This is a genomic window from Frankia sp. Mgl5 (assembly GCF_023242985.1).
GTDB classification, from domain to species: domain Bacteria; phylum Actinomycetota; class Actinomycetes; order Frankiales; family Frankiaceae; genus Parafrankia; species Parafrankia soli.
In genome coordinates this window covers 36280-60742 of the sequence record NZ_JALKFY010000810.1, presented here as the reverse complement: position 1 = coordinate 60742, position 24463 = coordinate 36280, and the positions used below count along the sequence as shown (strand labels likewise).

The following is a 24463-nucleotide window of genomic DNA, read 5'->3' as shown; positions in this document are numbered from 1 at the left end:
AGACGGATCAGGCCCCAACAAAGGAAGGTTCCTTCCGGCGCGCCCCCCTCGCATAGTGTCGACTGCACCGGGAAATACGATTTCCCGGCCGGCATGGTTGAACGTGCGCCGAGCCAGTAGGGCGCACGGACCCCGAGAGGTGGGCGACGTGGTATTGCTGCGCGGCAGAGGGCACGACGCGGCGGCGGTCTGCCGGCGGCCGTCGGGCCACCGGCCGACGCCGCCCACCACATCGGACGGGGGAGCACGATGACCGAGGCACCCGAGCTTTCCAGCCTTGAGCAGGCCGCCCCCGAGGCATCCGCGGCCCCGGGCGCGCAGGGAGCACAGGGAGCACAGGGCACCCCCGGGGCTCCCGGGTCCCGGGCCGACCGGCGCTCCCGGGCGCCTCATCGCGCCGGGTCCGGCAGGTCTCCACGGACCGTCCGCCCCTCGGCGCGGCGCCGACGCGCCACCCGGCTGACCCGGGTCGCCCGGGCCGGCCGGCGGGATCTGGGCGGCCGGGTCTCCGACCTGCCGGTGCGTCGCCGGCTGCTGCTGTCGATCGCGATCCCCGCCGCGGCGTTCCTCAGCGTCGCCATCCTCGGCGCCGTCACCTGGATCTCCGACGCGGCGAGCTACGGCCGCGGCGTGCACGCGGCCACCCTGGGCCGCGACATCGCGGCAACGGTCCACGAGCTCCAGATGGAGCGGGACCTCGCCGCCGGTTTCGTCGCCGGCGGGCGGCAGAACCGGCCGGACGGCGAGCAGTGGGTCAACCGGCTGGCGGCGCAGCACCGCTCGGTCGACGCGGCCGTCGCCACCGTGCGCGGCGCGCTGGCGAAGGCGTCCGACAACTTCGGCCCGGCCGCCGGCCCGGCCGCGCAGCGCGCGCTGCGCAGCCTCGACGAGCTGCCGCGCGCCCGCGCCGCGACCGACGGCGCGGGCCTGCCCCTCGGGGCGGTGCTGAACCAGTACTCCACGACCATCGCCGACCTGCGGGAGGTCGACCGGCGGATCGGGCCGGACCGGGTCGACGGCGACCTCGGCTACACGACGACGGTGCTGCGCGACCTGTCCGAGGTGAAGGAGGTCGAGTCGCAGGTCCGGGCCGAGCTCTACGCCGTCGCCCAGGTCGGGCACTTCGACACCGGGCAGGCCGACGCGCTCTCGAGCCTGCTGGCGCAGACCGACGCCGCGCGCGCGGCGTTCCGGGACGTCGCCGACGCCGACGACCGCGCCCGCTACGACCGGGTGGTCAACGGCCAGGCGGTGCTCACCGTCGAACGGATCTCCGACCGCGCCGTCAGCCGCCAGCACCTGCTCGACCTCGACGTCGACCCGGAGCAGTGGTTCGCCGCCAGCACCACCCACATCGAGCTGCTGCGCACCGTCGAGTCGGGGCTGTCGCAGAACGTCATCGACGAGGCCGACACGCTGCGCGCGGACGCCTGGGCGCGCACGGCGCTCATCGGCGGTTTCATCATCGCGATCACACTGGCCGCGGTGCTGCTGACCATGGCGATCGCCGCCACGATGACCCGTCCGCTGCGGGCACTGCGCGACGGCGCGCACGACGTCGCGCACGAGCGGCTGCCACGCATCATCGAGCAGCTGCAGACCGCCGGCGTGGGCCAGGTCGACACCAGGATCCACTCCATCGGCATCCGGTCGAAGGACGAGATCGGCGAGGTGGCCCGAACGTTCGACGACCTCCAGCGAGAGGCGGTACGACTGGCCGCCGAGCAGGCCGTTCTGCGGCGCAGCGTCAACACGCTGTTCCTGAGCCTGTCCCGCCGCAGCCAGAGCCTCATCGAGCGCCAGCTCGCCCTCATCGACCGGCTGGAACGGGCCGAGGAGAACCCCGCGCAGCTCGAGAACCTGTTCCGGCTCGACCACCTGGCCACCCGGATGCGGCGCAACAGCGAGAACCTGCTCGTTCTGGCCGGCACCGGGCCCGGCCGGCGCCGCGCGACCCCGGTGTCGATCGCCGCCGTCCTCCAGGCCGCCATCGGCGAGATCGAGCAGTACCAGCGGATCCAGATCGTCGAGGTGGTCGACGCCCGCATCACGGCCGGCGCGGTGAACCACGTCGTGCACCTCATCGCCGAGCTGCTGGAGAACGCCGCGCAGTTCTCGCCGCCGCATCGGCCGGTGGAGGTCGTGGCGCGCCGCTCCCCCGACGGCGGGATGGTGGTCTCGATCACCGACCGCGGCCTGGGGATGCCCCCGGCGGAGATCGCCGCCGCCAACGAGCGGCTCGCCCACCCGCCATTGTTCGACTTCTCCATCGCCGAGCGGCTCGGCCTGTTCGTCGTCGCCCGGCTCGCCGAGCGGCACGAGATCAGCGTCCGGCTCGACGCGGCGTCGGGCGGCGGGGTGCAGGCGCTGGTCGCCCTGCCGGCGAACCTGCTGGCGAGCGCGGCCGTCCCGCGGCACGGCGAGGAGGCCGGCGCACCGCGCGGCGGCGCGGCGCTCGCGGCAGGCGTTCGGAGACAGCCGCTGGCGCTGTCCCCGAACGGGAACGGCCCGAGCGCGCCAGCGTCGCTGAACGGCCACGGCCACGGCCACGGTGCCGGTGCCGCCGGCCAGGTGCACCCGGGCGTACCTGGCTCACTCCCCCAGCGGCCCCGCATGGCGTCCTTCGACTCAAGCGAACGCGGCGGGACGACCGATGAGTTCAACCGTCTCCTCGAGCTGAACGGGCTCACCGACAGGCCTGCGGGGATGCCGGCCGACCCCTTCACCCAGCCGCCCGCGGCGGCGGCCCCGCTCCCGCCCCCCGCGCCGGCCGCGCCCCCGGAGGTTCCGGCACCGCCGGCGCCTCGCTTCCCGGCCGCCCGGACGCCGGCGTCGCATGGCCTGGCTCCGCTGCCCCCGGTGGTGCCGAACCCGCCTGTGGTCCCGTGGTTCAAGCCCCGCGGGACGGCGTCCAAGGCCGAGGGTGGCACCCCGGGCACAGCCGCCGCGTCCGCCGCGGCGACGGGCGCATCCGCCGGCGCCGGCGGTGCCGCGGGCGAGTCGGACCTGCCGCCGATCGAGGAGGTCGTGGCCGGCCGCGCCCGCGAGCGCGAACGGGCCGCGCCGGGCCCGGTCACCGCCGGCCCGCCCCCGCCTGGCTCGTCTGTTCCTGGCGAACCCTCGCCTGACTCGTCCGCATCCGGCTCGATCACGCCGGACCCGGTGGTGCCGGACCCGGTGGTGCCGGACCCGGTGGGCGGTTCCGCGGCACCGCTACCACCCGAACCGCTCCCGCCCGAAGCGCCCGAGACACCGTTCACCTGGTTCGACCGGCCGACGGCGGGCACGGGCACCCCGGCCGGCCCGCCCACGGTGCCCCCCGCGGCCGCCTTCGCGCCCACCCCGCCCACATCACTCACGCCCGGCTTCGCGCCCACGCCGGCCACCCCCGCCGACCCGACGACGTCCATGCCCGCCGGAGCACTGCCCACCCGGCCCACCCGGCCCGCCGCGGCGCCGCTCCCGCCGCCCGTCCGCCCGGTGGTTCCGGGTGCCACCGACCGCGTGGTGCGCAGCGGAGCCGGGTGGACGGGCGCGGGCGGCGCCGCGTCCACGGGCCCGATGCCACGGCTGCAGGGCCCGCCGGAGCAGGTCGATCCCGCCGCGCTGCCAACCACCCGGGCGGGGCTGCCGATGCGCGTCCCAGCGGCCGGTGGCACCCGCTCCGGCGGCACGGGGGCGGAGCACATCCCGGGCCCGGCGGGACGGGGCAGCACGCCGGGCCGCTCCGGCTGGGAGCAGCCCGCGCCCGAGGTGCGGCCGGAGTGGATCCGGGGCCGGCTCTCCCGGCTGTACGAAGGCGTGAACCACGCCCGCGACACCGATACCACCGATACCACCGATGCCCGTACCACCGACTCCCGCGGCCTCCGGGGGCCCGGCGCATCCCCTCCGGTCGTGCCCCCCGGCGCGACCCGGGCCGAACGTCCGTTCGGCTCACCCCTCGATAGGCTGGAGGACGAGTGACCGAGACGATCCCCGACAGCCCGTCACTGGACTGGTTGATCAACAACTTCGTTGATCAGGTACCGGGCGTCGCCAACGCCATCGTCGCGTCGTCCGACGGGCATCTCCTCGCCGTCTGTGACGGTTTCCCTCGGGAGCAGGCCGGCCAGCTCGGCACCATCGCCTCCGGTCTTTTCAGCCTCACCCTGGCGGCGGCCGAGTTCGTGGACGGGGGCTCTGTCACACAGACGATCGTGGAGATGGCCCAGGGCTCGATGCTGTTGATGGCCGTCGGCGACGGATCGTGCCTCGCCGTCCTCGCGAGCAACACCTGCGACATCGGACTGGTCGGCTACGAGATGACAGTGCTGGTCAAGCGCACCCGCGACGCCTTGACCCCGGCCAGACGCCACGAACCACCCGCGGGCCTCTAGCGGGACGGGAGCTCGCACCCGGTGACCGACGACTGGTCAGATCCATCCGGCGAACTCGTCCGGCCCTACACAGCCACCCGCGGGCGGGCTCACGCCAGCCGCCTGCTCGCACTCGAGGCGATGGTCTGCACGACCGCGCACGGGCAGCGCCGGCATCCGGAGCTGCTCCTCGACGAACGTTCGATCGTCGAGATGTGCCTGCGCCCGCAGTCCGTGATCGAGATCGCGGCGGAGCTGCGGCTACCGGTCGGCGTCGTGCGGGTGCTGGTGACGGACGCCGAGTCGGCGGGTCTGGTGGAGATCTCGCAGCTCGACACGACCGACGCGACCCAGGAGGTTGGGCTGCTCGGCCGGGTGCTCACCGGCCTGCGGCGCCTGTAACGCCTGCGGCGCCGGTTCCCGACCCCATGTGTTACAGACTCATGACGGACAGGTAATTTCCCGAGAACCCGCGTGTTCTGTGACCACCCACACTCGGCACGGGCACGCGTGCCTCACACCGAGCCGAGGACCCGGGTCACCCCGATCTCCACCACGACCCGGTCGGGGTTCACGCGAGGGGTGCGGTACCGCTCGGCGTAACGGCGCTCCGCCTCGGCGACCGACGCGAGATCGTCCCGGACGACCGCCAGCCCCTCAAGCGTCGACCACCGCCCGCCGTCGACCTGACACACCGCGACCGGCACACCGACCCGACCCGACGCCGCCACGGGCGCACCGCCAACCGGCTCCACACCCCGGTCGGCCAGGGAGTTCCACGGCAGCCGACCAGGCATTTCTCCGTCAACAGAAGGCTTTTCGCCCGCGCTGGAAGTCGTGGGAGGAACCACCGCGCCCCGCGAGCCCGCGCCCGCCACCGCGACCCGCCCGGCCGCGTCCAGCCCGCCGCGCCCGGCCAGCAGCCTGACCTTGCGTGACCGGCGGGATGTGATCACTCTGGCGACACCGGCCCCCGCGTCCAGCGTGACGCCCACAGCGATGACGTGCGGCGTGCCGTCCGGGCGCACCGTCGTCAGGGTGCACAGATGCCGCTCACGCCAGAAGTCGAGGAACGCGGCGCCCCGGCCGCGCAGGTCGTTGGACACCCCTACACCCTCCCACCAGGCGCGACAGCGGTTACCTATCCGTAAACGCGGCACATACACCACTCAGAAACCGCGATTGCGGCTGTATCGTGCATCCGTGCCGATGATCCGAGCCTCTCGCAGGTCCACCCGCGTTTCGCGCCTCGCCGTTCCCCTCGTCCTCGTGCCCGCCCTCGCGCTCGTCGCCGCCGGCTGCGGGTCCGACGATGACACAGCGACCCCGGCCGCCACGACCACCGGTGCCGCGCCGGAATCCCACTCCATCACGGTCTTCGCCGCCGCGTCGCTCACCGAGACGTTCACCGAGCTCGGCAAGCAGTTCGAGGCCGCCCGCCCGGGGACGACGGTCGAGTTCTCCTTCGCGGCCAGCTCCGCGCTGGCGCAGCAGATCAACTCGGGTGCCCCGGCGGACGTCTTCGCCTCGGCGAGCCCGAAGAACATGACCGAGGTCGTGGACGCGGGCCACGCCAAGGACCCGACGACCTTCGCGACGAACTCACTCGAGATCGCGGTGCCCAAGGACAACCCGGCCAGGATCGACGACATCGGTGACCTCGACACGCCCGGCGTGAAGGTCTCGCTGTGCGAGGCGCAGGTGCCCTGCGGCGTCGCCGCCACCACGGTCCTCGACAAGGCGGGCGAGAAGGTCACCCCCGTCACCTACGGTCAGGACGTCAAGGCCGTGCTGACGTCCGTGCGCCTCGGTGAGGTGGACGCCGGCCTGGTGTACCGCACCGACGTGGCCGCCGCCGGCGCCGACGTGGTCGGCGTGGAGATCCCGGCGAACGTCAACGCGACGACCAGCTACCCGATCGCGGTGCTGACCGACTCCGACGAGGCCGAGACCGCGCAGCAGTTCGTCGACTCGCTGCTGTCCACCGAGGGCGCGAAGGTGCTCACCGAGGCGGGATTCGGTCCGCCGGCGTGACCCTGGACCGTCCGGCACAGCAGGCGACCGGTTCGACACCACCCGCGCCCGCCGCGGTGACCGGTGGTGCCGAACCGGAGCTCCCCCGACGCGGCGACGGCGCCGGCCGGGGCCGGCGGGGCGGCCGGGGCGCGCGGCGCGAGGTGCGCGTCCGCGCTCCCTGGCCGCTCGCCGTGCCGGCGGCGCTCGCCACCGTGTTCCTCCTGCTGCCACTCGTCGCACTGATCATCAGGGCTCCCTGGGAGTCGCTGCCCGATCTGCTGAGCGATCCCTCGACCAGGCACGCGCTGTGGCTGTCGGTGCGCACCGCCACCGTGACGACCGTGCTCTGCGTCCTGTTCGGGGTACCGCTGGCCTGGGCGCTGGCGCGGGGCTCCTTCCCGGGACGCAGCCTGCTGCGCGCGCTGGTCACCATCCCGCTGGTGCTGCCGCCGGTCGTCGGCGGCGTGGCGCTGCTGCTCGTACTCGGCCGGCGCGGCCTCGTCGGCAACCGCCTCGACGACTGGTTCGGCGTCACGATCCCGTTCACGACCAACGCCGTGATCATCGCGCAGACCTTCGTCGCGCTGCCGTTCCTGGTGCTGTCGGTCGAGGGCGCTCTGAGCGCCGCCGACCGCCGCTTCGAGGACGCGGCGGCCACCCTCGGCGCCAGCCGGGCGACGGCCTTCTTCCGGGTGACCCTGCCGATGGTCGCGCCGGCGGTCGCCGCCGGCGCCGTGCTGAGCTGGGCGCGGGCCCTGGGCGAGTTCGGCGCGACGATCACCTTCGCCGGCAACTTCCCGAAGACCACCCAGACGATGCCCCTCTCGGTCTACCTGGCGATGGAGACCGACCCCGACGCCGCCGTGGCGCTGTCGCTGGTGCTGCTGGTGGTCAGCATCGTCGTCCTGGTCGCCCTGCGTGGCCACTGGTGGGACGCCCGACGAACGCAGCGCCTCGCATGACGGAGAAATCCACGGGCCTGGACGCCCGCATCGGCGTCGACCTGGGCACCCTGCGCCTCGACGCCGCGCTGACCGTCGCCCCCGGGCGCACGCTCGCCGTCCTCGGGCCCAACGGCGCCGGCAAGACCACGCTGCTGCGCGCGCTGGCCGGCCTCGTCCCGCTACGCCACGGGCAGATCACCCTGGACGGGACGGTGCTCGACGAGCCGGCCTCCGGGCGGTACGTCCCCCCGGAGCGGCGCGACGCCGGCTACGTCTTCCAGGACTACCTGCTCTTCCCTCATCTCAGCGCGGTCGACAACGTGGCGTTCGGGCCCCGGGTCCGCCACCGGACCCGGCGCGGCCCGGCCCGCGCGGCGGCGCTGGAATGGCTGGCCCGCCTGGGCCTGGCCGAGTTCGCGCACCTGCGCCCCGCCGCGCTGTCCGGCGGGCAGGCGCAACGGGTCGCACTCGCCCGGGCTCTCGCCCCCGGGCCCGGGATGCTGCTGCTCGACGAGCCCCTCTCCGCCCTGGACGCCGGAACCCGGCTCGAGGTCCGTGCCGAGATCCGCGCCCTGCTCCCCACCCTGGACGTCCCGGTCGTGATGGTCACCCACGACCCGGTGGACGCCCTGACGCTGGCCGACGAGGTGGCCGTCCTCGAGGGCGGCCGGGTGGTCCAACGAGGCGAGCCGACCGAGGTGATCACGCGCCCGCGCACGCCGTACGTGGCCCGCCTCGCCGGCCTGAACCTCTACCCGGGAACCGCCGCGAACGGCACGGTCACCCTCGGCCCGACGGCCGGCGGCGACCCTCGCACCGCCGGTGCCGGGGGCGGCGGAGGTCTGCCGGGCACGCCGGTGCACGGGGCGCTCCGGGTGGCCCCGAACGCTCCGCCCGGAGCGGTGCTGGTCGCGTTGCGGCCCGCCGAGGTCGGCGTTCACCTGCGGGAGCCGCCGCCCGAGACCCGGGTGAACGTCCTGACCGGGCCGGTGGCCTCCGTCGAGGCGCTCGGCGACCAGGTCCGGGTGCTCGTCGCCAGCACCCCGGCCGTGCGGGCCGAGATCCCGGCCGCGCGACTGGGCCTGCTCCGGCTGGTCCGCGGAACACCGGTCTGGCTCACGGTGCACGAGGACGCTCTCGACGTCTACCCCAGCAACGGCGCCACGATGTGATCCCCGCCCACAGCCGCAATTCCCGCCAATCAGACAAAAGCCTCCGCGCATCGGGCGGCCCGCTCGTCCTTTGATTTCCTTCTCGCCCTTTCGGACCGGATTCGGCCGAGATAGGCCCCCGAAACAGCGAGGAAGAAACCAAAGGGCGAGTAACTGAGCCGAGTTTTCGGTCAGGTTGCGATCGGCCCCGGTAAACGGCGGGGTTTCGGCCGCGCCGGATGGCAGGCCGATAGCTCGGTGGGCCTGGGGTCGCTGCGTCTCGCGGCGAGGTGCCCCTGGTCGCGCCCTGCCACGCAACGACTGGAACCCTGCCAGTTACCAGGGGTGATCACACTTCATACCCCGGCCCTTCAGCATTACGGCCTATGCGTCGGGCCTCCCCGTGTGTGTCACGGGCCGTCGGGTACCTCACTGCAATGATGCGTGTCAGGAAGGCCCTCGTCTGCGTCATGACAGCCGGCGTGCTTGGCGTCGGAACACCCGCGGCGTTCGCTGCCAGCACCGGCCTGGACGCCGCCACCGCGGAAAGGATCATCAACGACGCCCAGGTTGCGGCACTGGGCTACACCGGCGGCGGTCATGTCCAGAGCGTCAGCCTCGACCCCGACTACGTCACGGTCAGCGTTCTCAAACTCGACGGCGACGAAGCCACCATCACCATGAACCGGGACTACAGCATCCAATCCGTCTACATCAGCTGATCGGGCGGCCGTTACCCGGAAGTACGCTGCCCGTGCTCCCTGGGGCGTGCCGCTGAACCCCCCTCCGTAGACCCCGCGCAGGGGGCTGGCGAACGTCCTCCGGCTCCAAGAGCCGGAGGACGTTCGCCGGCCGTGGCGGTACTGGTCAGGGGCAGTGCGGGGTCCTCGCCGACCGCGGCGGTCTGCAGGTCGGTGACGCGGCGGGCGCGGGTGAGTTCTTCGACGTCGTAGGCGATCCGGCGCCGGATCGCCGCGACCCGCGGCAGCCGGACTGCGACGACACACGTGTCTGGCCGGTCGTCCTGTGGCATTGCGCCTCAGGTTCCGGGGGCGGGCTCGCCGTTGACCAGAACCGTGATTCCCTTGCCGAGGAACGACACCAGCCCGGCGATCCCGGCCGACTCCGGCAGCGGTGACGGGTAGTACCAGGCGCCGTCCGTGATCACCTCGCCGCCACCACGCACCGTGTAGTACGACGCCTGGCCCTTGTAGGCGCACACCGTGTGCGTCCCGGAACCCTCCAGGGCCTCGGCCCGGACGTCCTCGAGCGGGATGTACCAGCGGGGCGGCAGGGACGTCTCGAAGAGCTTCACCGGGCGCGTGGTCCGGGCCACCGCCTCACCACCCACCAGCACCTCGACCTGGTCGGAGGCGCGGCGGGTGTCCACCCGGTGGTAGGGGTCCCTGGGGTGGCCGAAGACCTGCTCGTCCTCCTCGTACCAGGCGTCCAGGCGGTCGAAGTAGAACGCCGCCAGCCCCGCTATGGGCGGGGCGCCCGGCACCGGCTCGGGGTAGGACCACAGCACGTTCTCCTCGACCCGGTCGCCGACCCGCAGCGTCCAGTACGAGGCGGTGCCCTTGAACGGGCAGGTGGTGTGGTGGTCGGTCGGCTCCAGCAGGTCCTGTCGGACGTCCTCGAGCGGCACGTACCAGACGCCCCGGTAGTTGGTCTCGTACAGGATCTTCGCGCGACGGGTGTCGAGCACGGTCTGGCCGGCCAGCTCGGCCCGGACCCGCGGCGCCACGTCCTCGAGATAGAGGACGTGCGCGGGCGCAGCGGTGTCCAGGTCGAAGTTGAAGGTGCCGGCTCGGTGGCTGGCGAACGGGCCGGATCCGAGAGTCAGGCTCATGCCAGGCCCAACACGGCGGGTTCGGCACACCTTCCTGCCGTTCCACCGCCGCGGCGAACGACATCTACATGATCCGCCATCATGACCACGCGCGGCCTCGGTGGACGACCACCGGACACCCCCGGCACGACGTACCGACCACGGCTCCGGCCGCCGTGGCGGCTGGTTGTCCGGTTCGCTACAGTTCCAGACGTTGCGAGGGGGGAGATCACCCAGAGGAGTCTCCATGGCCCCGGTCCGTAAGACCGTCGCCAGCGCAGCAGCCACGGTCGCCCTGCTGGCGGCCGTCGCGTCCTGCCGGCCGGCCCCGGGCGGTCCACCAGGTGGTGGGTTCCCGGTGCCGACAGCAAGCACGAGCACGTCACCCACGGCCACGCCGACGTCGTCGGCGCCGCCCACGGTGACACCGCCCCCGTCGACACCGACGGCGGCGCCCACCACCACGGCTCCCACACCGCCGGCGCCGTCCACCCGGCCGCCGCGACCGCCCCAGCCGACCGATCCGCCCGGGCCGACTGATCCGCCGGTTCCCACGAACCCGCCGGTCACGTCCGCTCCGCCGGCCCCGCCGGGGACGAGCCCTCAGGCCGACGAGGTCGTCCGGCTCACCAACGTCGAACGCGAGAAGGCCGGCTGCGGACCGCTCGCCGTCGACACCCGTCTCACCGCCGCGGCGCAGGCGCACACCGCGGACATGGCGGCGAACGACTACTTCAGCCACGACGGCCAGGACGGCAGCTCGCCGGGCGACCGGACCAGGGCGGCCGGCTTCCCGTCGGGCTTCGTCGGCGAGAACATCGCCGCCGGGTCGACCACGCCGGCCGCGACCCTCCAGATGTGGATGAACAGCTCGGGGCACCGCGCGAACATCCTCAACTGCGACTACACCCACATCGGCGTCGGCTACGCCCAGGGCGGCTCGTACCGCTACTACTGGACGCAGGACTTCGGGAAGCTCTGACCCCGGTCTTCGTCCAGGGACCGCCGGAGCCCAGGGACCGCCGGAGCGCCAAGGCCCCGGCGGTCCCTGGACGGCGGGCGTCGGCGGTGGCCGGTCGACGCCGGACGGGGTGGCCGAAAGTCGATGCGGTGGCCCGCCGGGCGGCCGAGGTCGTAGACCTCGGAGGGATGCGGCGGCGCCGGATGGCTGCGTACTCTTCGCCTCGTGATCGGCACGACGGCGGCGGTCCGGGGCCGGGCCCGCGCCGGGGGGGGGGGGGGGCGCGGCCGCCCGCGGGGGTAACCGGGGCGCAGCCGGGTGGACGCGCTGGGCCTGCGGCGGCTGCTGCGCGCCGTCCGCTCCCTGGACGAGCCCGGCCCGCCGGATGTCGGCCTGGTCGACGATCCCCGGTTCCGCTGGCTGCTGCCCGGCGCGCTGATCGAACCCGCGGACGGGCCCGCGGACGAGCCGGCGGACGAGCCGGCGGACGAGCCGGCGGACGGCTCCGCCCGGTCGCCTGGCCGCACGGCGCGCGACTGGGTGGTCGACGCCGTCCTGTTCGCGTTCTCGGTGGTCTGCGGGCTGCTACTGGTCGAGCAGGCCTCGCGGCGGGCCGACGTCCCGGATCCGCTGGTGCTGGCCGATCTTGTCGTGGGCCTGGCGCTGTGCGGCCTGCTGTGGTGGCGGCGGCGCCGGCCGGTGACGCTGCTCCTGCTGAGCTGGCCCACCGGGCTGTTCTCCACCACAGCGTCGGCCGCGTCGGTGGTTCTGCTGTTCACCGTGGCCGTGCACTGCCGGCTGCGCACGACCTTCCTGCTGGCGGCCGTCTACTGGACGCCCGGCCTGGTGTACTTCGCGATCTGGCCGGATCCCGACCTGCCCTACGCCGGGGCGGTCGTCTTCCTGATCGTCATGCTGGCGCTAACGGTCGGCTGGGGGGTGTTCGTCCGCTCCCGGCGCCAGCTGCTGCTGTCGCTGCGTGAGCGGGCCCGGCTGGCCGAAGCCGAGCAGCGGCGCGGGGTGGCCGCGGCCAGGCAGCTCGAGCGCACCCGGATCGCCCGCGAGATGCACGACGTCCTGGGGCATCGGCTCTCGCTGCTCACGATGCACGCCGGGGCGTTGGAGTTCCACCCGGGCGCGCCACCGGAGCAGATCGCCGGTGCCGCCGGGGTGATCCGGGAGAGCGCCCACGAGGCCCTGCGGGATCTGCGGGCGGCGATCGGGGTGCTGCGCGAGGGCCCCGAGGACCCGGCGGCCCGGCCCCAGCCGACCCTGGGCGACCTGCCCGAGCTGGTGGACGAGTGCCGCCGGGCCGGCATGGAGATCCGGACCTACATTCACCTGGTCGAGGCGGCGAGCGCCCCCGCGATGATGGCCGGCAGCGCCTTCCGCATCGCGCAGGAGGGGCTGACCAACGCCCGGCGGCACGCCCCCGGCGCGCCGGCCCGGCTGATCATCGACGGATCACCCGCCGACGGACTGCACCTCGAGATCCGCAACGCCCGCCAGCCCGGCTCCGAGCCGCCGTCCCGGACCGGGCCGCCGTCCTGGGCCCGGCCGGCCGGGACGGGGCTGCTCGGTCTCGCCGAGCGGGCCGCGCTGGTCGGCGGGCGGCTCGAGCACGGCCCGACCCCCGAGGGCGGGTTCCGGCTCTACGCGTGGCTGCCCTGGGAGGAATCTTGACCACCGGCCCGCCGCCCGACGGCGACACGCCCGTCCGGGTCCTGGTCGTCGACGACGACGCGCTCGTCCGCTCCGCACTGGCGATGATGTTCGACGGCGCCGACGGCGCGTGCATCGTCGGCGAGGCGACCGACGGTGACGAGGTCGCCGCGGCCGTCGACGCGCTGCGCCCGGACGTCGTCCTGATGGACATCCGGATGGCGCGGATGGACGGGCTGCGGGCCACCGAGCTGCTGCTCGGCCGCGACCAGCCGCCCCAGGTCGTCGTGCTGACCACCTTCGACGCGGACGCCCAGGTGCTGCGCGCACTGCGGGCCGGCGCGAGCGGCTTCCTGCTCAAGGACACTGCGCCGGCCGAGATCGTGCGGGCGGTGCTGCGGGTGGCGGCCGGGGAGCCGATGCTCTCCCCCACCGTCACCCGCCAGCTCATCGCCCGGATCGCGGCGGTGGAGGCCGTCCCGCCACCGGCCACCCCGCCACCGGCCGTCGCGACACAGGCCGTGGCAGCGGAACGCTCGGCGGCCCGCCGCACGGCTGCCCGCCGGGCCGTCGCCCAGCTCAGCGCGCGGGAGCGGGAGGTGGCGCTGGCGGTGGGCCGGGGCCTGTCGAACGCGGAGATCGCCGGCGAGCTGTTCATGAGCGTGGCGACGGCGAAGTCGTATGTCTCCCGGCTGCTGACCAAGCTGGACCTGAGCAACCGGGTGCAGCTCGCCCTGCTCGTCCACGACGCCGAGGAGCCCGCGGGATGACCGACGAGCGGGCCGGGTTCGCTGTCGAGGTCACCGACCTCACCGTGCGGCGCGGCGGGTCCCGTGTCGTCGACGGGGTCTCGTTCGCACTGCGTCCGGGGGTGGTCGCCGGACTGCTGGGCCGCGGCGGCGCGGGGAGGTCCACGATCCTGGCGATCCTGGCGGCCTACGGGCGGCCGAGCGCTGGCACGGTGCGCGTCGACGGCGCCGACCCGTTCGAGGACCCGCGCCTGATGAGCGAGATCTGCCTGGTCCGCGAGCAGGCGGACGTCGAGCGTTCGCTGCCGGTCGGCGAGGCGCTCTCGATCGCCGGTGACCTGCGCCCGCGTTGGGACGCCGCCCTCGCCGACCACCTCGCGGCGCGGTTCGGCCTGGAGCGGCGGGCCAAGGTCCGCGATCTCTCCCGGGGCGGCCGCACCGCCCTGTCGCTGGTCATCGGGCTGGCCGCCCGGGCGCCGCTCACGATCTTCGACGAGCCGCATCTGGGCCTGGACGCCCCGTCGCGGGCCGCGTTCCACGAGGAGCTGCGCGCCGACCACCGGCGCCATCCCCGCACGGTCGTGCTCTGCACCGACCTGATCGACGAGATCGCCCCGCTGCTCGAGGAGGTCGTGATCCTCGACCGGGGACGGCTGCTCCTGCACACCACCGCGGACGAGGCCCGCGCGCTGGGCCACGAGATCACCGGGCCGGTGGACGCGGTCGGGGCGCTGGTCGGCGACGCGCGGGTCCTCGCCCAGCGCCAGCTCGGGTCGACCAGGTCCACGACCGTGCTCGGCCCGATCCCGCGGCTGGCGGCGGCGCCACGGGAGGTCGAGATCGGCCCGGTCTCCCTGCAGGACCTGGTCAGCCACCTCACCGGCGGGGAGACGACGCGACGATGAGCGATCTCATGGTCCCGGAACCGGTCGCACCACCGGCGGCGCGGCGCGGCGGCGGGCCGGCCCCGCTGGTGCACACCGCGGCGGTGACGACCGGTGGCACGCTGGCCTGGGTGGGCTGGGTGTGGCTGCTGGCGGCGCTCGGCTACGGCGCCGCGGTCGCCGTCATGTCGTTCGTCGGCGAGCGGGACACCTCGCTGTGGCAGGTGGCCGTCGCCACCTGGCAGCGCTGGCTGATGCTGGCCGCCGGCACGACCATGACCACGACGTTCGCGCCGATGCTCATCACCAACGGCGTCACCCGGGCTCGGCTGGCCCGTTCGGTGGTCGTGTGCGCGGTGGCGGTCGGCCTGCTGGGCGGGCTCTTCCTCGGGGCCGGGTTCGCCGTCGAGAGCGTGGTCTTCGCCGGGTTCGGGTGGCCGCGGGCGCTGTCGAACGGGGTCTCGTTCGACGGTGCCGCGGCGGTGTGCCGGCTCGGCGCGGCCTACGGCCTCGGTCTCTCGGCCTGGTTCGTCTCCGGCTGGCTGGCCGGGCTGGCCCGGCACGTGCGCGAGTCGGCGTTCGTGATCCTGCTCGTCCCGGCGCTGGTGCCGGCGGTGCTCGCCGAGGGGCTCGTGCTCGGCGGTGTCGGCGCCTTCGTGCTGCCGTTCATCCCCGACTGGCGGTTCCCGTTCGCCGTGGGCGCGCCGGTCGTCGTCACGGTGCTGGGCCTGGCCTGCGTGGCCGGCGTGCGCGCGTCCAGGGAGATCAGCCTCGTCCACCGCTGACGACGTGCGCTGCGCCCCGCTGGCGCACGACGCACCCCGCTGGCGCTCGGCGCCCCGTTCTCAGCGTTCGACGTGGCCCAGCGGCCGGCCGGGGGCGATCCTGTCCCGCAGCGCGCGCTTGACGGCGGACGGCTCGGGGAAGCCCTGCTCGCCGCGGTCCCAGATCACCTCACCGCCCAGCCGGACGGTGAACACCCCACCGGTGCCGGGCACGAGGGCGACCGCGCCGAGATCCGCCTCGAACGTGGTCAGCAGCTCCTGGGCGAGCCAGGCCGCCCGCGGGAGCCATCTGCACCGGGTGCAGTACTCGATCTCGACCCGGGGCCGTGTGCCGGCCGAGCCGTCAGCGTCCACGGCGCTCACCCCCGTTGTGGTCCATACCCGCCACGCGGGCGGTCAGGCGCCGAGCATCGCCAGCCACTGCCGGGAGCTGGTCGGCCGGAAGACGTAGTTCATCTTGCGCACCACGCCGAGCTCCGCGGCGGACTCCGCCGAGTACCGGTGACCCGGGTAGACGGTGACGTCGTCGGGCAACGCGCCCAGGCGGCGCAGGCTGTCGTACATCGCCGCGGCGTCCCCGCCCGGGAAGTCCATCCGCCCGCAACCCTCGAGGAACAGGGTGTCCCCGGCGACGAGCCGTCCGTCCACGAGGAAGCACTGGCTGCCCGGGGTGTGACCGGGGGTGTGCAGCAGGCGGATGTCCACCGCGCCGACGGTGACCACGTCGTCGTCGCCGTGCTCGACGAGCTCGGCGGCCCCCACGCCCGTCCCGCGCCGCACCCATTCGGCCTCGTCCCGCTGCAGGTGGATCGGGACGGATGCGCGCTCCAGCAACTCGCGGATCCCCTCCAGCTCGATGCCGAAGGCCGTGCCGCCGACGTGGTCGGCGTGGTGGTGGGTGACCAGCGCCCCGGTCAGCCGCATGTCGTCGGCGGCCAGCACGTCGAGCAGGTCGCCCACCCGGTAGGCGGGGTCGACCACGACGGCCTCGCCCGTCTCCCGGTCACCGATGAGGTAGACGAAGTTGACCATCTGGGTCGCGGCGGGATCACCCACCGCGAAGTCGCGGCCGGACAGCAACTGGCGGAAGTACAGGCGATCGCTCACACCGCGAGCCTACGGAGCGCCGGGCCCGCACTCCAGAACCGGTGGAGCGGGCGGACCGTCACCCACCACGTGTCATCGCGGGGCGGGGCGGCGTGGGCCGAGGCTGGTGAGCCCCGCACGGCGGTCGAACCGACACCAAACAAAAATAAACTCACTCAACAAAAGATGTATTGAAATCACGCCGAACCTACGATGAGGTCATTCGTCTCCGGCCCGCGGAGGTGGACCGACGGGGATCTCGGCACGTTCCGTTCGGCGTCGCCCGCGTGTGACGCCCTGGTTGGCTTATCTCGTCGGCGGTGTCGGATACTTCGTCCTGTACACGCTTTTCGTGGCACACGGGATCGGAGCGGGCGCGATCCTCACCGACGCGGGCGTGGACCTGCCGGTCGGCCCGGAGACGCAGGTGGCCCTGCGGTGCCTGCTGACCGCGTCGACCGTCGGAGCGATCGCCCTCGGCGTGCGGAGGTGGCACCCCGAGCCCCGCGCACCGTGGGTGCTCCTCGCCATCACCCAGGGCCTTTACACCGTCGCCGACGCCATCTTCTATACAAATATCATCGTATTTCACAATGCGATATTTCCATCGCTGGCCGATCTGTTCTACATCGGCCGCTACCCGTTCGCGATCGCGGCGCTGGCACTGCTGTTCCGGCAGCGGGCACCCGGCCGCAATCTCTCGGCGGTGCTGGACACGACGTCCATAGCGGTCGCCATGTCGCTGTTGTACTGGCTCTATGTGGTCACACCCTACAAGCGGGCGACCTCAGGGCAGCTCGCCCTGCTGGCCTCGGTCGCCTTCCCCGCGGCGGACCTCGGCCTGCTCGTCATGTCGCTGATACTGGTGCTCGCGCCCGGCCGCCGGCCGGCCTCGTTCGTCCTGCTGGTCGCCAGCCTGGTGGTCACCCTGGCCTCCGACGTCCTGTCCACCATCTCGGTGCTGGGCAGCAGGTACGTCGTCGCGGACCTCACCGACTCCCTCTGGGCCCTCGGGGACGTGCTGGTCGCCGCCGCCGCGCTGCACCCGTCGATGGCGGACCTGTCGTGCTCCCCGCAGGCCGACGACCGACGGCTCGGTCCCGGCAGGCTCGCCGCACTGCTGGCGGCCGCGCTGATCGCTCCGGTGCTCCTGCTGGTCGAAGCGGACCGGTCACCCACCCAGATCAGGATCATCGCGGTGGCCTCGGCCGCGCTCGCCCTGCTCATCGTGGCGCGGCTGGCCGCGCTGGTCGCCGAGCAGCGCCGGCTCGCCACCACCGACGTGCTCACCGGGCTGCGCACCCGGCGGTTCCTGCAGAACCAGCTCCCAGCCGCGGTCAGCCGCGCGGACCGGTCCGGGCAGCCCTTCGCGCTGCTCCTCGTGGACGTCGACAACTTCAAGTCGGTCAACGACCGGTACGGCCACCCGTGCGGGGACGTCGTCCTCGCGGAGATCGGCTCCCGGCTGGCCGCGGGCCGCCCGCCCCGCGGCCCGCGGGCCCGCCTCGGCGGGGGGGGGTTGGGCCCGCGCGGCCCCCCCCGGGGGGCGCGGGCCGCGGGGGGGGCCGCGCCCCCCCGGCCCGGCGACCTGCTGGCCCGCTTCGGCGGTGAGGAGTTCGCCCTGCTCGGCCCCACCGTGGGCCCGGAGACCGTCGGCGAGCTCGCCGAACGGCTGCGACACAACGTGGCCCGCGACCTGATCGAGCTCGACAGCGGGGCCCGGCTACGGGCCACCGTCTCCGTCGGCGCCGCCGTCTACCCGGTGCACGCGCACGGCCAGACGGACCTGCTGATCGCCGCCGACCGCAACCTGTACGCGGCGAAGGCGGCGGGCCGCAACCGGGTCGTGATCGGTTGCGGCGCGGTGATCGAGTCCCGGGGAACCGCGGACGACCCGGCCGCGCCGCCGCCCCGTCACGGCTGACCGCCCCGTCACAGCTGATCCGCGATGTCCGCCAGCAGGCGCCGCCGGCTGCGCGCGCCGACCAGCTTCGTGACCGTCTCGCCGCCCCGGACGACCACCAGGGTCGGCATGGCCAGCACACCGTAGGCGATCGCCGTCTGCGGGCTGGCGTCGGCGTCCACTTCCACGACCCGCAGCCGGTCGGCGAGGTCGGCCGCGATCTGGGCGAGGACCGGCCGCATCATCCGGCACGGCGGGCACCACTCGGCGGAGAAGTCGACGAGGACGGGCAGCGGCGACCGCAGGACGATCTCGCCGAACGTGGTGTCGTCGGCGTGCCACACGGTTCCGGCCGGCACGGCCGGCACCGACCGGTCCTGGACCTCGGACGTGATCATGATCAGCTCCTTCGTGTTCAGCGGGTCTGCGGCGGGTAGAGCGAGCACCCCGGGACACCCTGCGGCGGCACTGCCGGCCGGGGCGGGCCGTCAGCCGGTTCGGCTCCGGACGGCTCGGCCGTGTCCCGCGCCATCGCGAGCTGGGCGGCGAGCCGTTCGCGGGAGCGCAGGAGCCGGGCGACGTAGTCGTCGATCTGGGCGATCTTGCGCCGGTAGCCCTCGATCGAGTCCGGGCAGGAGGCCGCCGTCTCGTTCCCGGCCCGCAGGCACTCGACGAACGGACGGGTCTCCTCCAGCGCGAACCCGTCCGCGAGCAGCGCCCTGATCTCCTCGACAGCTCGCAGGTCCGCGTCGCTGTAGTCCCGGTAGCCGTTGGCCAGCCGCCGGGCGGCGAGCAACCCCTGGTCCTCGTAGTGCCGCAGCGCCCGGGGACTCGTCCCCGCCCGTCGTGCCAGCTCACCGATGCGCATCCCGACCTCCTCCGCACCGACGCTAGACGTTGACGTCCGTGTGAAGGCAAGCTCTGTCTCCGCCCCCGTGGGTGCGCGCCCGCCCGGTGATCCGCCCGGGTGCCCGGCCCGTCAGGAGTGGCGGGCGCGGTGGGCGGCGGCGCGGGCACGGTTCCCGCAGGCCCGGTCCGAGCACCACCGGCGGCGTCCCGGCCGGGACGTGTCCAGGAACAGCAGTGCGCAGTCGTGGCTGGAGCACTCGCGTACCCGGGTGATGTCCGGCCCGCCCAGCAGGTCGACGGCGTCGCGGGCGACGGTCGCGAGGGCGTCGGCGACGGGACTGCGCCCCGGCCGCAGCTCGACGGATCGCCGCGCGGTGAGCTGGGGGGCGAGTCCGCCCCGGCGGGCGTGGGCGTTGATGACACGACGGTCGCCGTCCCCGCCCGGCTCGTCGCGCGTACCGGCCAGCGCGGTGCGGTAGATCGCCTCCCGCAGCCGGCGCGCGGAGCGCAGACCCTCTTCGGTGACGGCCGGCGGGACGTCCAGCAGGCCGGCGGCGACGAACCAGCGCCCGAGGTCGGCGGGCTGGGGCAGCCGCTCGAAGTTGCGGCGCCACCGCTCCCCGACCGTCGCCGTGAACGACAGGCACAGCCGGCCGGACAGGCCGCACGCGCGTTCACGGACCTGGCCGGTCGGGCGTCCACGAGCGACCTGGCCCTGCCCGCGCTCGGCGTGTGGACGGTGCGGGACCTGCTCGGCCACGCCAGCCGGGCACTGTCGACGATCGAGGCGTACGTACCCCCGACGGCCGTCTCGGCCGGCCCGCCCCCGGGCGGCTTCGACCTGACCAGCCCGGCGGACTACTACGTGTCGGCCCGCGCGGTACTCGCCGACCCGGCCGCGGTGACCGAACGCGGCCGGGCCGCCGGCCGCGCGCTCGGAGCCGACCCGGCCGGCGCCGTGCGGGAACTGGCCGACCGGGTCCTGGCGCTGGTGGCGGCGACCCCCGACGACAGCCCGGTCGGCAGCCCGGTCGGCACGATGCCGTTCATCCAGTACCTGCCGACGAGGACCTTCGAGCTGACGGTGCACTGCCTCGACCTGGCCCGGGTGCTGCCCGACCACCACGGCGTGGCGCCCGTCCCGGCGCTGGGACCGGCAGTCGCGTCGGGCCTGGGGCTGGCGGCCGAGCTGGCCGCCGCCGGCCCGCACCCCGCCGACCTGCTTCTCCTGCTCACCGGACGGACCGGGCTGCGTCCGGGTCTCAGCGCGCTGTGACCAGGGGCCGCGGACCACGGTCAGGCGGCGCACCGGCCGGTGGACGCGTCAGTGCCCGGCGAAGAAATCCAGGATGGCGGCCGTCGCCTGGTAGGAGCGGCCGGCCGGGGAGTCGGCGCGGTCGGCGAGCGCGTCGGGGCTGCTCGGCCACGCGTGCGTCCCGCCGACGACGGTGTCGAGGACGACCTCGGCGCCGCCCGCGCAGCCGGTGTGGCGCATCCGCTCCACACCCATCCCGGCCACGGTGCGCAGCACGGCGGGCGCGCAGGCGTATCGGCGTGCGTACTCGTCGATCACCTGGGTCGCGGCCGGGACCCGGGTGGTGGAACCGCTGATCACACCCCCGGCATACGGCACGGACGGGTCGGCTGTCCCGTGGACCGCCATGGTCGCGGGAGCGGCGCCGGGCGGGCAGGTCGCGAGGCTGGTCGAGGAGACCATCGCGACGCCGGCGAACCGTGGCGCCTGGCGGCACACCAGCGCGGCGGCGAACTCGGCGCCGTTCGAGTGCCCCACGGCGTAGACCCGGCCGGGGTCGAGACACAGGTGGGCACCAAGGTCGTCGAGCAGCGCGGCGACGAAGCCGAAGTCGTCGGCCGCCTCCGGCGCGGCCGGGGTGTTCCAGCGGCGCGGTTCGCCGAGCGCGTCCGGCGTCACGACGACGAAGCCGCGATCGGCGCCGAGCCGGCCCATTCCGCTCCGGGCCTCCTGGGTCTCCTTGCTCGCCTTGAAACCGTGGAAGTCGACGACGACCGGCGCCGGGGTCCGTCCGTCGTAGCCGGTCGGCAGGGCGAGGAGATAGGTGCGCTCGGCGGCGTCGTGCGACAGGTGCCGCGGGCCCACGGCAGGCGCGGTGGCGGGGTCCGCCGCGCAGCCGGCCGTGCTCGCCGCCGCTGCCCCGGCCGGCGCGGCAGCCCGTCCCGGCGCGGGCTGGGCAGGCGGGGACTGGGCGGACGAGCCAGGCGTGACCGCTCCCGCGGAACCGGGCTCGGCAGGCCGGCCGCCGCCCGCGGCACACGCGGTCAGGCATGCCAGGGCGGCCGTCGCGCACAGGATTCGACTGATCCACCTGTCACCCGATTTTCCGGCCACGTCTGGACATTACGTCCCATCCCCCGGGGAATGATCCCCCCGGCGAGGACACGAAGCCGACAACAAAGGCAACCTCGGACGAGCCGGCCGCCCGGCGGAGAGCTACATTCGCCGGGTGACGGACCAGGTGACGGGGCCGCCGGGCGCAATGCCCGCGCCGATTCCGGAACAGCCTGTCCGCCCGGACGACGACGTGCCCGAGCCGATTCCGGCGGCGGGCCAACCGATTCCCGCGGGCTCTGTTCCGGCCGGCCCCGTCCCCGCGGGCTCTGTTCCCGCGAGCCCTGTTCCCGTGGGCCATGTGACACCCGGCCAGCTCGCCTACTGGCGGCGTTCCGGCCTGCTTCGCCCCGGCCGCGGCGAGCTGACGCAGGCGCGGGCGATCGCGGCACTGCGCCGGGCCGGGCTCAGCCTGCGTCACATCCGGGGGGCCGCCGAGCGGCTGCGCCTCCTGCCCGGCGCCGAGCCGGCCGCCGGCTGGGATCCCGCCCGCCACGGGATGGCGGCCGCCTACGGCGGGGCCGCGGTGCACGCCGGTCGGGCGGAGCCGTCCCAGCTGCGGTTCGCCGTGCACGGCCAGGAGCTCTTCGTGCAGCGCGACGGCGGGGCGTGGGAGGGCGACCGCGCGCCCGGCCAGCTCATCCTGGACGGTGTGGTCCCGTTCGTCCCGGTGGACGCCGTGGCGGTGGGCCCGCTGCCCGGCGGGGTGCCGCCGAGCGGGCCGGACCCGGCCGGCCCCCGGCGGCGGGCGGCCGGCGCGGTGCGCCGGGTCCGCGCCGCCGCGCCGTCCGACCGCGACCAGATCCGCCTGTTCCTGACCCGCGAGCGCGACCTCGACCTCGGCGACTTCGTGATCGATGACGCGACCCGCCCGGACGTCCGCGAGTCACGCCCTCCGGCGTTGCGCGGCGATTCCCGCGCGAACGACGTTTCCGCCACGAACTTCGCCTCCGGCGCAAACATCACGGAGCGCCCGGGGCGACCGCTGCACCGGAACTAGACTGAGCGCGTGACCGGACGCAGGCGACGCATCGAAACACTCCCGGCAACCCACCCGGCGCGTTGATGGCGGCGGGCGAGAACCCGGCCGGCCAGGCACATCCAGGTTCCGGCGGCGGCCAGGGTGAGCGCGGCAACCCCGGCGGCGGGCGCGGTGCCCCCCGGGCCGTGCTGCTGACCGTCGACGACGACGTGAGCGTCTCCCGGGCCGTCGCCCGCGACCTGCGCCGCCGGTACGGCGGGACGTACCGGATCGTGCGTGCCGAGTCGGGGGCGCAGGCGCTGGAGGCGCTGCGCGAGATCAAACTGCGCGGCGACGCGGTCGCCGTCCTGCTCGCCGACTACCGCATGCCCGGGATGAACGGCATCGAGTTCCTCGAGCAGGCGATGGACCTGTTCCCGGCCGCGCGGCGCGTGCTGCTGACCGCCTACGCCGACACCGAGGCCGCGATCGACGCCATCAACGTCGTCGACCTCGACCACTACCTGCTCAAGCCGTGGGACCCGCCGGAGGAGAAGCTCTACCCGGTGCTCGACGCGCTGCTCGACGCGTGGCGCGCCACCGACCACCGGCCGGTCGCCGAGACCAGGGTGGTCGGGCACCGCTGGTCGGCCCGCTCCTACGAGGTGCGCGACTTCCTGGCCCGCAACCAGGTCCCCTACCGCTGGTATCTGGCCGACGAGCCGGAGGGCGCGCGGCTGCTCACGGCCGCCGGCGCGGACCCGGAGTCGCTGCCCTGCGTCATCACGACCGACGGCTCGGCGCTGACCGACCCGACCGACACCGAGCTCGCCACCCAGGTCGGTCTCGCGACCGCCCCCACCGGCGACTTCTACGACCTCGTCGTGGTCGGCGGCGGCCCGGCCGGCCTCGGCGCGGCGGTGTACGGCGCCTCCGAGGGCCTGCGGACGGTCCTGCTCGAACGGCACGCGACCGGCGGCCAGGCCGGCCAGAGCTCGCGGATCGAGAACTACCTGGGCTTCCCGGACGGCGTCTCCGGCTCCCAGCTCACCGACCGGGCCCGCCGCCAGGCCGTGAAGTTCGGCGCGGAGCTGCTCACCGCCGCCGACGTCGTGACGTTGCAGGCCGCCGGCCCGGCCCGCCGGCTGGTCCTCGCCGACGGCGGCCGGATCGACGCGCACACGGTGATCCTCGCCACCGGCGTCTCCTACCGCCAGCTCGCCGCCCCCGGCCTGACCGAGCTGACCGGCCGGGGCGTCTTCTACGGCTCCGCGCTGACGGAGGCACCGAGCTGCTCCGGCCAGGACGTCTACGTCGTCGGCGGGGCGAACTCCGCCGGCCAGGCCGCGATGTACTTCTCCCGACACGCCCGCTCGGTGACGATGCTGGTGCGCGGCAAGTCGCTCGAGGCGTCCATGTCGCACTACCTCATCCAACAGATCGCGGCCGTGCCGACGATCACGGTCCGGGTGTGCACCGAGGTCGTCTCCGCGCAGGGCACCGACCACCTGGAGAACCTCGTCCTGCGGGACAACAGCACCGGTCAGACCCAGCAGGTCGACTCCCAGTGGCTGTTCGTCTTCATCGGTGCCGCCCCGCGCACCGACTGGCTGGACGGCGTCGTCGTGCGCGACGAGCACGGGTTCGTCGTCGCCGGGCCGGATCTCGTCGTCGACGGGCAGCGTCCGTCCGGCTGGGATCTCGACCGCGACCCGTACCACCTGGAGAGCAGCGTGCCAGGCGTGTTCGTGGCCGGCGACGCGCGCGCCGAGTCGGTGAAACGGGTGGCCTCGGCCGTCGGCGAGGGGGCCATGGCCGTCGCGCTCGTGCACCGTTACCTCGCGAAGCGCTGATACCTCGCGAAGCGCTGACCCGAGCAGCGCTGACCACGGAAGGCGGAGTGAGCACCATGGCGGACGACGCGGTTGGCGCCACCCAGGCCTGCGTCCAGGGCC

24 protein-coding genes are annotated in these 24463 nt (G+C 74.3%); 16 read left to right on the top strand and 8 right to left on the bottom strand.

Going from position 1 to position 24463, the window contains the following annotated elements:
• Positions 1-249 precede the first annotated feature (249 nt).
• From MXD62_RS31030 to MXD62_RS31020, 3 genes are read left to right on the top strand one after another with little or no spacing between them, the layout of a single operon-like run.
• The gene (locus tag MXD62_RS31030; RefSeq protein ID WP_248832915.1) at positions 250-3966 is read left to right on the top strand and encodes a nitrate- and nitrite sensing domain-containing protein; all 3717 of its coding nucleotides are present in this window, start codon (positions 250-252) and stop codon (positions 3964-3966) included.
• Complete coding sequence (locus tag MXD62_RS31025) at positions 3963-4379, top strand: roadblock/LC7 domain-containing protein (RefSeq protein ID WP_071067053.1); 417 nt, start codon at positions 3963-3965, stop codon at positions 4377-4379. Before MXD62_RS31030 ends, MXD62_RS31025 begins: the two co-directional genes overlap by 4 nt.
• 21 nt (positions 4380-4400) lie before the next feature.
• Complete coding sequence (locus MXD62_RS31020) at positions 4401-4760, top strand: DUF742 domain-containing protein (protein WP_020459877.1); 360 nt, start codon at positions 4401-4403, stop codon at positions 4758-4760.
• 113 nt (positions 4761-4873) lie between these two features.
• On the opposite strand, the gene MXD62_RS31015 is transcribed toward MXD62_RS31020, so the two are convergent.
• The gene (locus MXD62_RS31015) at positions 4874-5464 is read right to left on the bottom strand and encodes a pyridoxamine 5'-phosphate oxidase family protein (protein ID WP_248832914.1); all 591 of its coding nucleotides are present in this window, start codon (positions 5462-5464) and stop codon (positions 4874-4876) included.
• 103 nt (positions 5465-5567) lie between these two features.
• Between MXD62_RS31015 and modA the strand changes: the two genes are divergently transcribed.
• The 4 genes from modA to MXD62_RS30995 all read left to right on the top strand — a co-directional run bounded on the left by modA (position 5568) and on the right by MXD62_RS30995 (position 9191).
• Complete coding sequence (gene modA, locus MXD62_RS31010) at positions 5568-6392, top strand: molybdate ABC transporter substrate-binding protein (RefSeq protein ID WP_248832930.1); 825 nt, start codon at positions 5568-5570, stop codon at positions 6390-6392.
• A gap of 143 nt (positions 6393-6535) precedes the next feature.
• Positions 6536-7336 (top strand): ABC transporter permease, encoded by an 801-nt coding sequence (locus tag MXD62_RS31005; RefSeq protein WP_368862477.1) that lies wholly within the window; start codon positions 6536-6538, stop codon positions 7334-7336.
• Complete coding sequence (locus MXD62_RS31000; RefSeq protein ID WP_248832912.1) at positions 7333-8490, top strand: ABC transporter ATP-binding protein; 1158 nt, start codon at positions 7333-7335, stop codon at positions 8488-8490. Before MXD62_RS31005 ends, MXD62_RS31000 begins: the two co-directional genes overlap by 4 nt.
• Before the next feature lie 449 nt (positions 8491-8939).
• Positions 8940-9191: a hypothetical protein gene (locus tag MXD62_RS30995; protein ID WP_248832911.1), complete on the top strand. Its 252-nt coding sequence runs from the start codon at positions 8940-8942 to the stop codon at positions 9189-9191.
• 317 nt (positions 9192-9508) lie between these two features.
• Here the strand turns inward: MXD62_RS30995 and MXD62_RS30990 are convergent, their stop codons facing one another.
• Complete coding sequence (locus MXD62_RS30990) at positions 9509-10321, bottom strand: DUF427 domain-containing protein (RefSeq protein ID WP_248832910.1); 813 nt, start codon at positions 10319-10321, stop codon at positions 9509-9511.
• A gap of 226 nt (positions 10322-10547) precedes the next feature.
• Between MXD62_RS30990 and MXD62_RS30985 the strand changes: the two genes are divergently transcribed.
• The 5 genes from MXD62_RS30985 (at position 10548) to MXD62_RS30965 (ending at position 15341) form a co-directional block, all read left to right on the top strand.
• On the top strand, positions 10548-11282 hold the full coding sequence (locus MXD62_RS30985) for a CAP domain-containing protein (RefSeq protein WP_248832909.1): 735 nt from the start codon (positions 10548-10550) through the stop codon (positions 11280-11282).
• A gap of 297 nt (positions 11283-11579) precedes the next feature.
• Complete coding sequence (locus tag MXD62_RS30980) at positions 11580-12944, top strand: sensor histidine kinase (RefSeq protein ID WP_248832908.1); 1365 nt, start codon at positions 11580-11582, stop codon at positions 12942-12944.
• The gene (locus tag MXD62_RS30975; RefSeq protein WP_248832907.1) at positions 12941-13693 is read left to right on the top strand and encodes a response regulator transcription factor; all 753 of its coding nucleotides are present in this window, start codon (positions 12941-12943) and stop codon (positions 13691-13693) included. Before MXD62_RS30980 ends, MXD62_RS30975 begins: the two co-directional genes overlap by 4 nt.
• Positions 13690-14577, top strand: coding sequence for an ATP-binding cassette domain-containing protein (locus MXD62_RS30970; RefSeq protein WP_248832906.1), 888 nt, complete (start codon positions 13690-13692; stop codon positions 14575-14577). The genes MXD62_RS30975 and MXD62_RS30970 overlap by 4 nt, the downstream gene beginning before the upstream one ends.
• Entirely contained in the window at positions 14574-15341 is a 768-nt protein-coding gene (locus MXD62_RS30965; protein ID WP_248832905.1) for a hypothetical protein, read from the top strand. Before MXD62_RS30970 ends, MXD62_RS30965 begins: the two co-directional genes overlap by 4 nt.
• A 60-nt stretch (positions 15342-15401) precedes the next feature.
• Here the strand turns inward: MXD62_RS30965 and MXD62_RS30960 are convergent, their stop codons facing one another.
• Together MXD62_RS30960 and MXD62_RS30955 are read right to left on the bottom strand one after the other, a co-directional pair.
• Positions 15402-15704, bottom strand: coding sequence for a SelT/SelW/SelH family protein (locus tag MXD62_RS30960; RefSeq protein WP_248832904.1), 303 nt, complete (start codon positions 15702-15704; stop codon positions 15402-15404).
• Between the two features lie 33 nt (positions 15705-15737).
• Complete coding sequence (locus tag MXD62_RS30955) at positions 15738-16448, bottom strand: MBL fold metallo-hydrolase (protein WP_248832903.1); 711 nt, start codon at positions 16446-16448, stop codon at positions 15738-15740.
• A gap of 280 nt (positions 16449-16728) precedes the next feature.
• Between MXD62_RS30955 and MXD62_RS30950 the strand changes: the two genes are divergently transcribed.
• A complete protein-coding gene (locus tag MXD62_RS30950) occupies positions 16729-18351 on the top strand; it encodes a GGDEF domain-containing protein (RefSeq protein WP_248832902.1) in 1623 nt (540 codons plus the stop codon).
• Positions 18352-18359: 8 nt separating this feature from the next.
• Here the strand turns inward: MXD62_RS30950 and MXD62_RS30945 are convergent, their stop codons facing one another.
• The 3 genes from MXD62_RS30945 to MXD62_RS30935 all read right to left on the bottom strand — a co-directional run bounded on the left by MXD62_RS30945 (position 18360) and on the right by MXD62_RS30935 (position 19939).
• Positions 18360-18728, bottom strand: a complete 369-nt coding sequence (locus MXD62_RS30945; RefSeq protein WP_248832901.1) for a thioredoxin domain-containing protein — start codon at positions 18726-18728, stop codon at positions 18360-18362.
• Between the two features lie 17 nt (positions 18729-18745).
• A complete protein-coding gene (locus tag MXD62_RS30940) occupies positions 18746-19198 on the bottom strand; it encodes a MerR family transcriptional regulator (protein WP_248832900.1) in 453 nt (150 codons plus the stop codon).
• A 111-nt stretch (positions 19199-19309) separates the two neighbouring features.
• The gene (locus MXD62_RS30935) at positions 19310-19939 is read right to left on the bottom strand and encodes an ABATE domain-containing protein (RefSeq protein WP_248832929.1); all 630 of its coding nucleotides are present in this window, start codon (positions 19937-19939) and stop codon (positions 19310-19312) included.
• On the opposite strand from MXD62_RS30935, the gene MXD62_RS30930 reads away from it, so the two are divergent.
• Positions 19862-20455: a maleylpyruvate isomerase N-terminal domain-containing protein gene (locus tag MXD62_RS30930; protein ID WP_248832928.1), complete on the top strand. Its 594-nt coding sequence runs from the start codon at positions 19862-19864 to the stop codon at positions 20453-20455. The two genes, MXD62_RS30935 and MXD62_RS30930, sit on opposite strands and share 78 nt — an antisense overlap.
• Positions 20456-20503: 48 nt before the next feature.
• Here the strand turns inward: MXD62_RS30930 and MXD62_RS30925 are convergent, their stop codons facing one another.
• Positions 20504-21547, bottom strand: coding sequence for a PHB depolymerase family esterase (locus tag MXD62_RS30925; protein ID WP_248832899.1), 1044 nt, complete (start codon positions 21545-21547; stop codon positions 20504-20506).
• A 292-nt stretch (positions 21548-21839) separates the two neighbouring features.
• Here MXD62_RS30925 and MXD62_RS30920 point away from each other — a divergent pair, with 292 nt between their 5' ends.
• Both MXD62_RS30920 and MXD62_RS30915 read left to right on the top strand, forming a co-directional pair.
• Positions 21840-22547 (top strand): hypothetical protein, encoded by a 708-nt coding sequence (locus tag MXD62_RS30920; protein ID WP_248832898.1) that lies wholly within the window; start codon positions 21840-21842, stop codon positions 22545-22547.
• A 65-nt stretch (positions 22548-22612) separates the two neighbouring features.
• Positions 22613-24361, top strand: coding sequence for an FAD-dependent oxidoreductase (locus MXD62_RS30915; RefSeq protein WP_248832897.1), 1749 nt, complete (start codon positions 22613-22615; stop codon positions 24359-24361).
• The last annotated feature ends 102 nt before the right edge of the window (positions 24362-24463 follow it).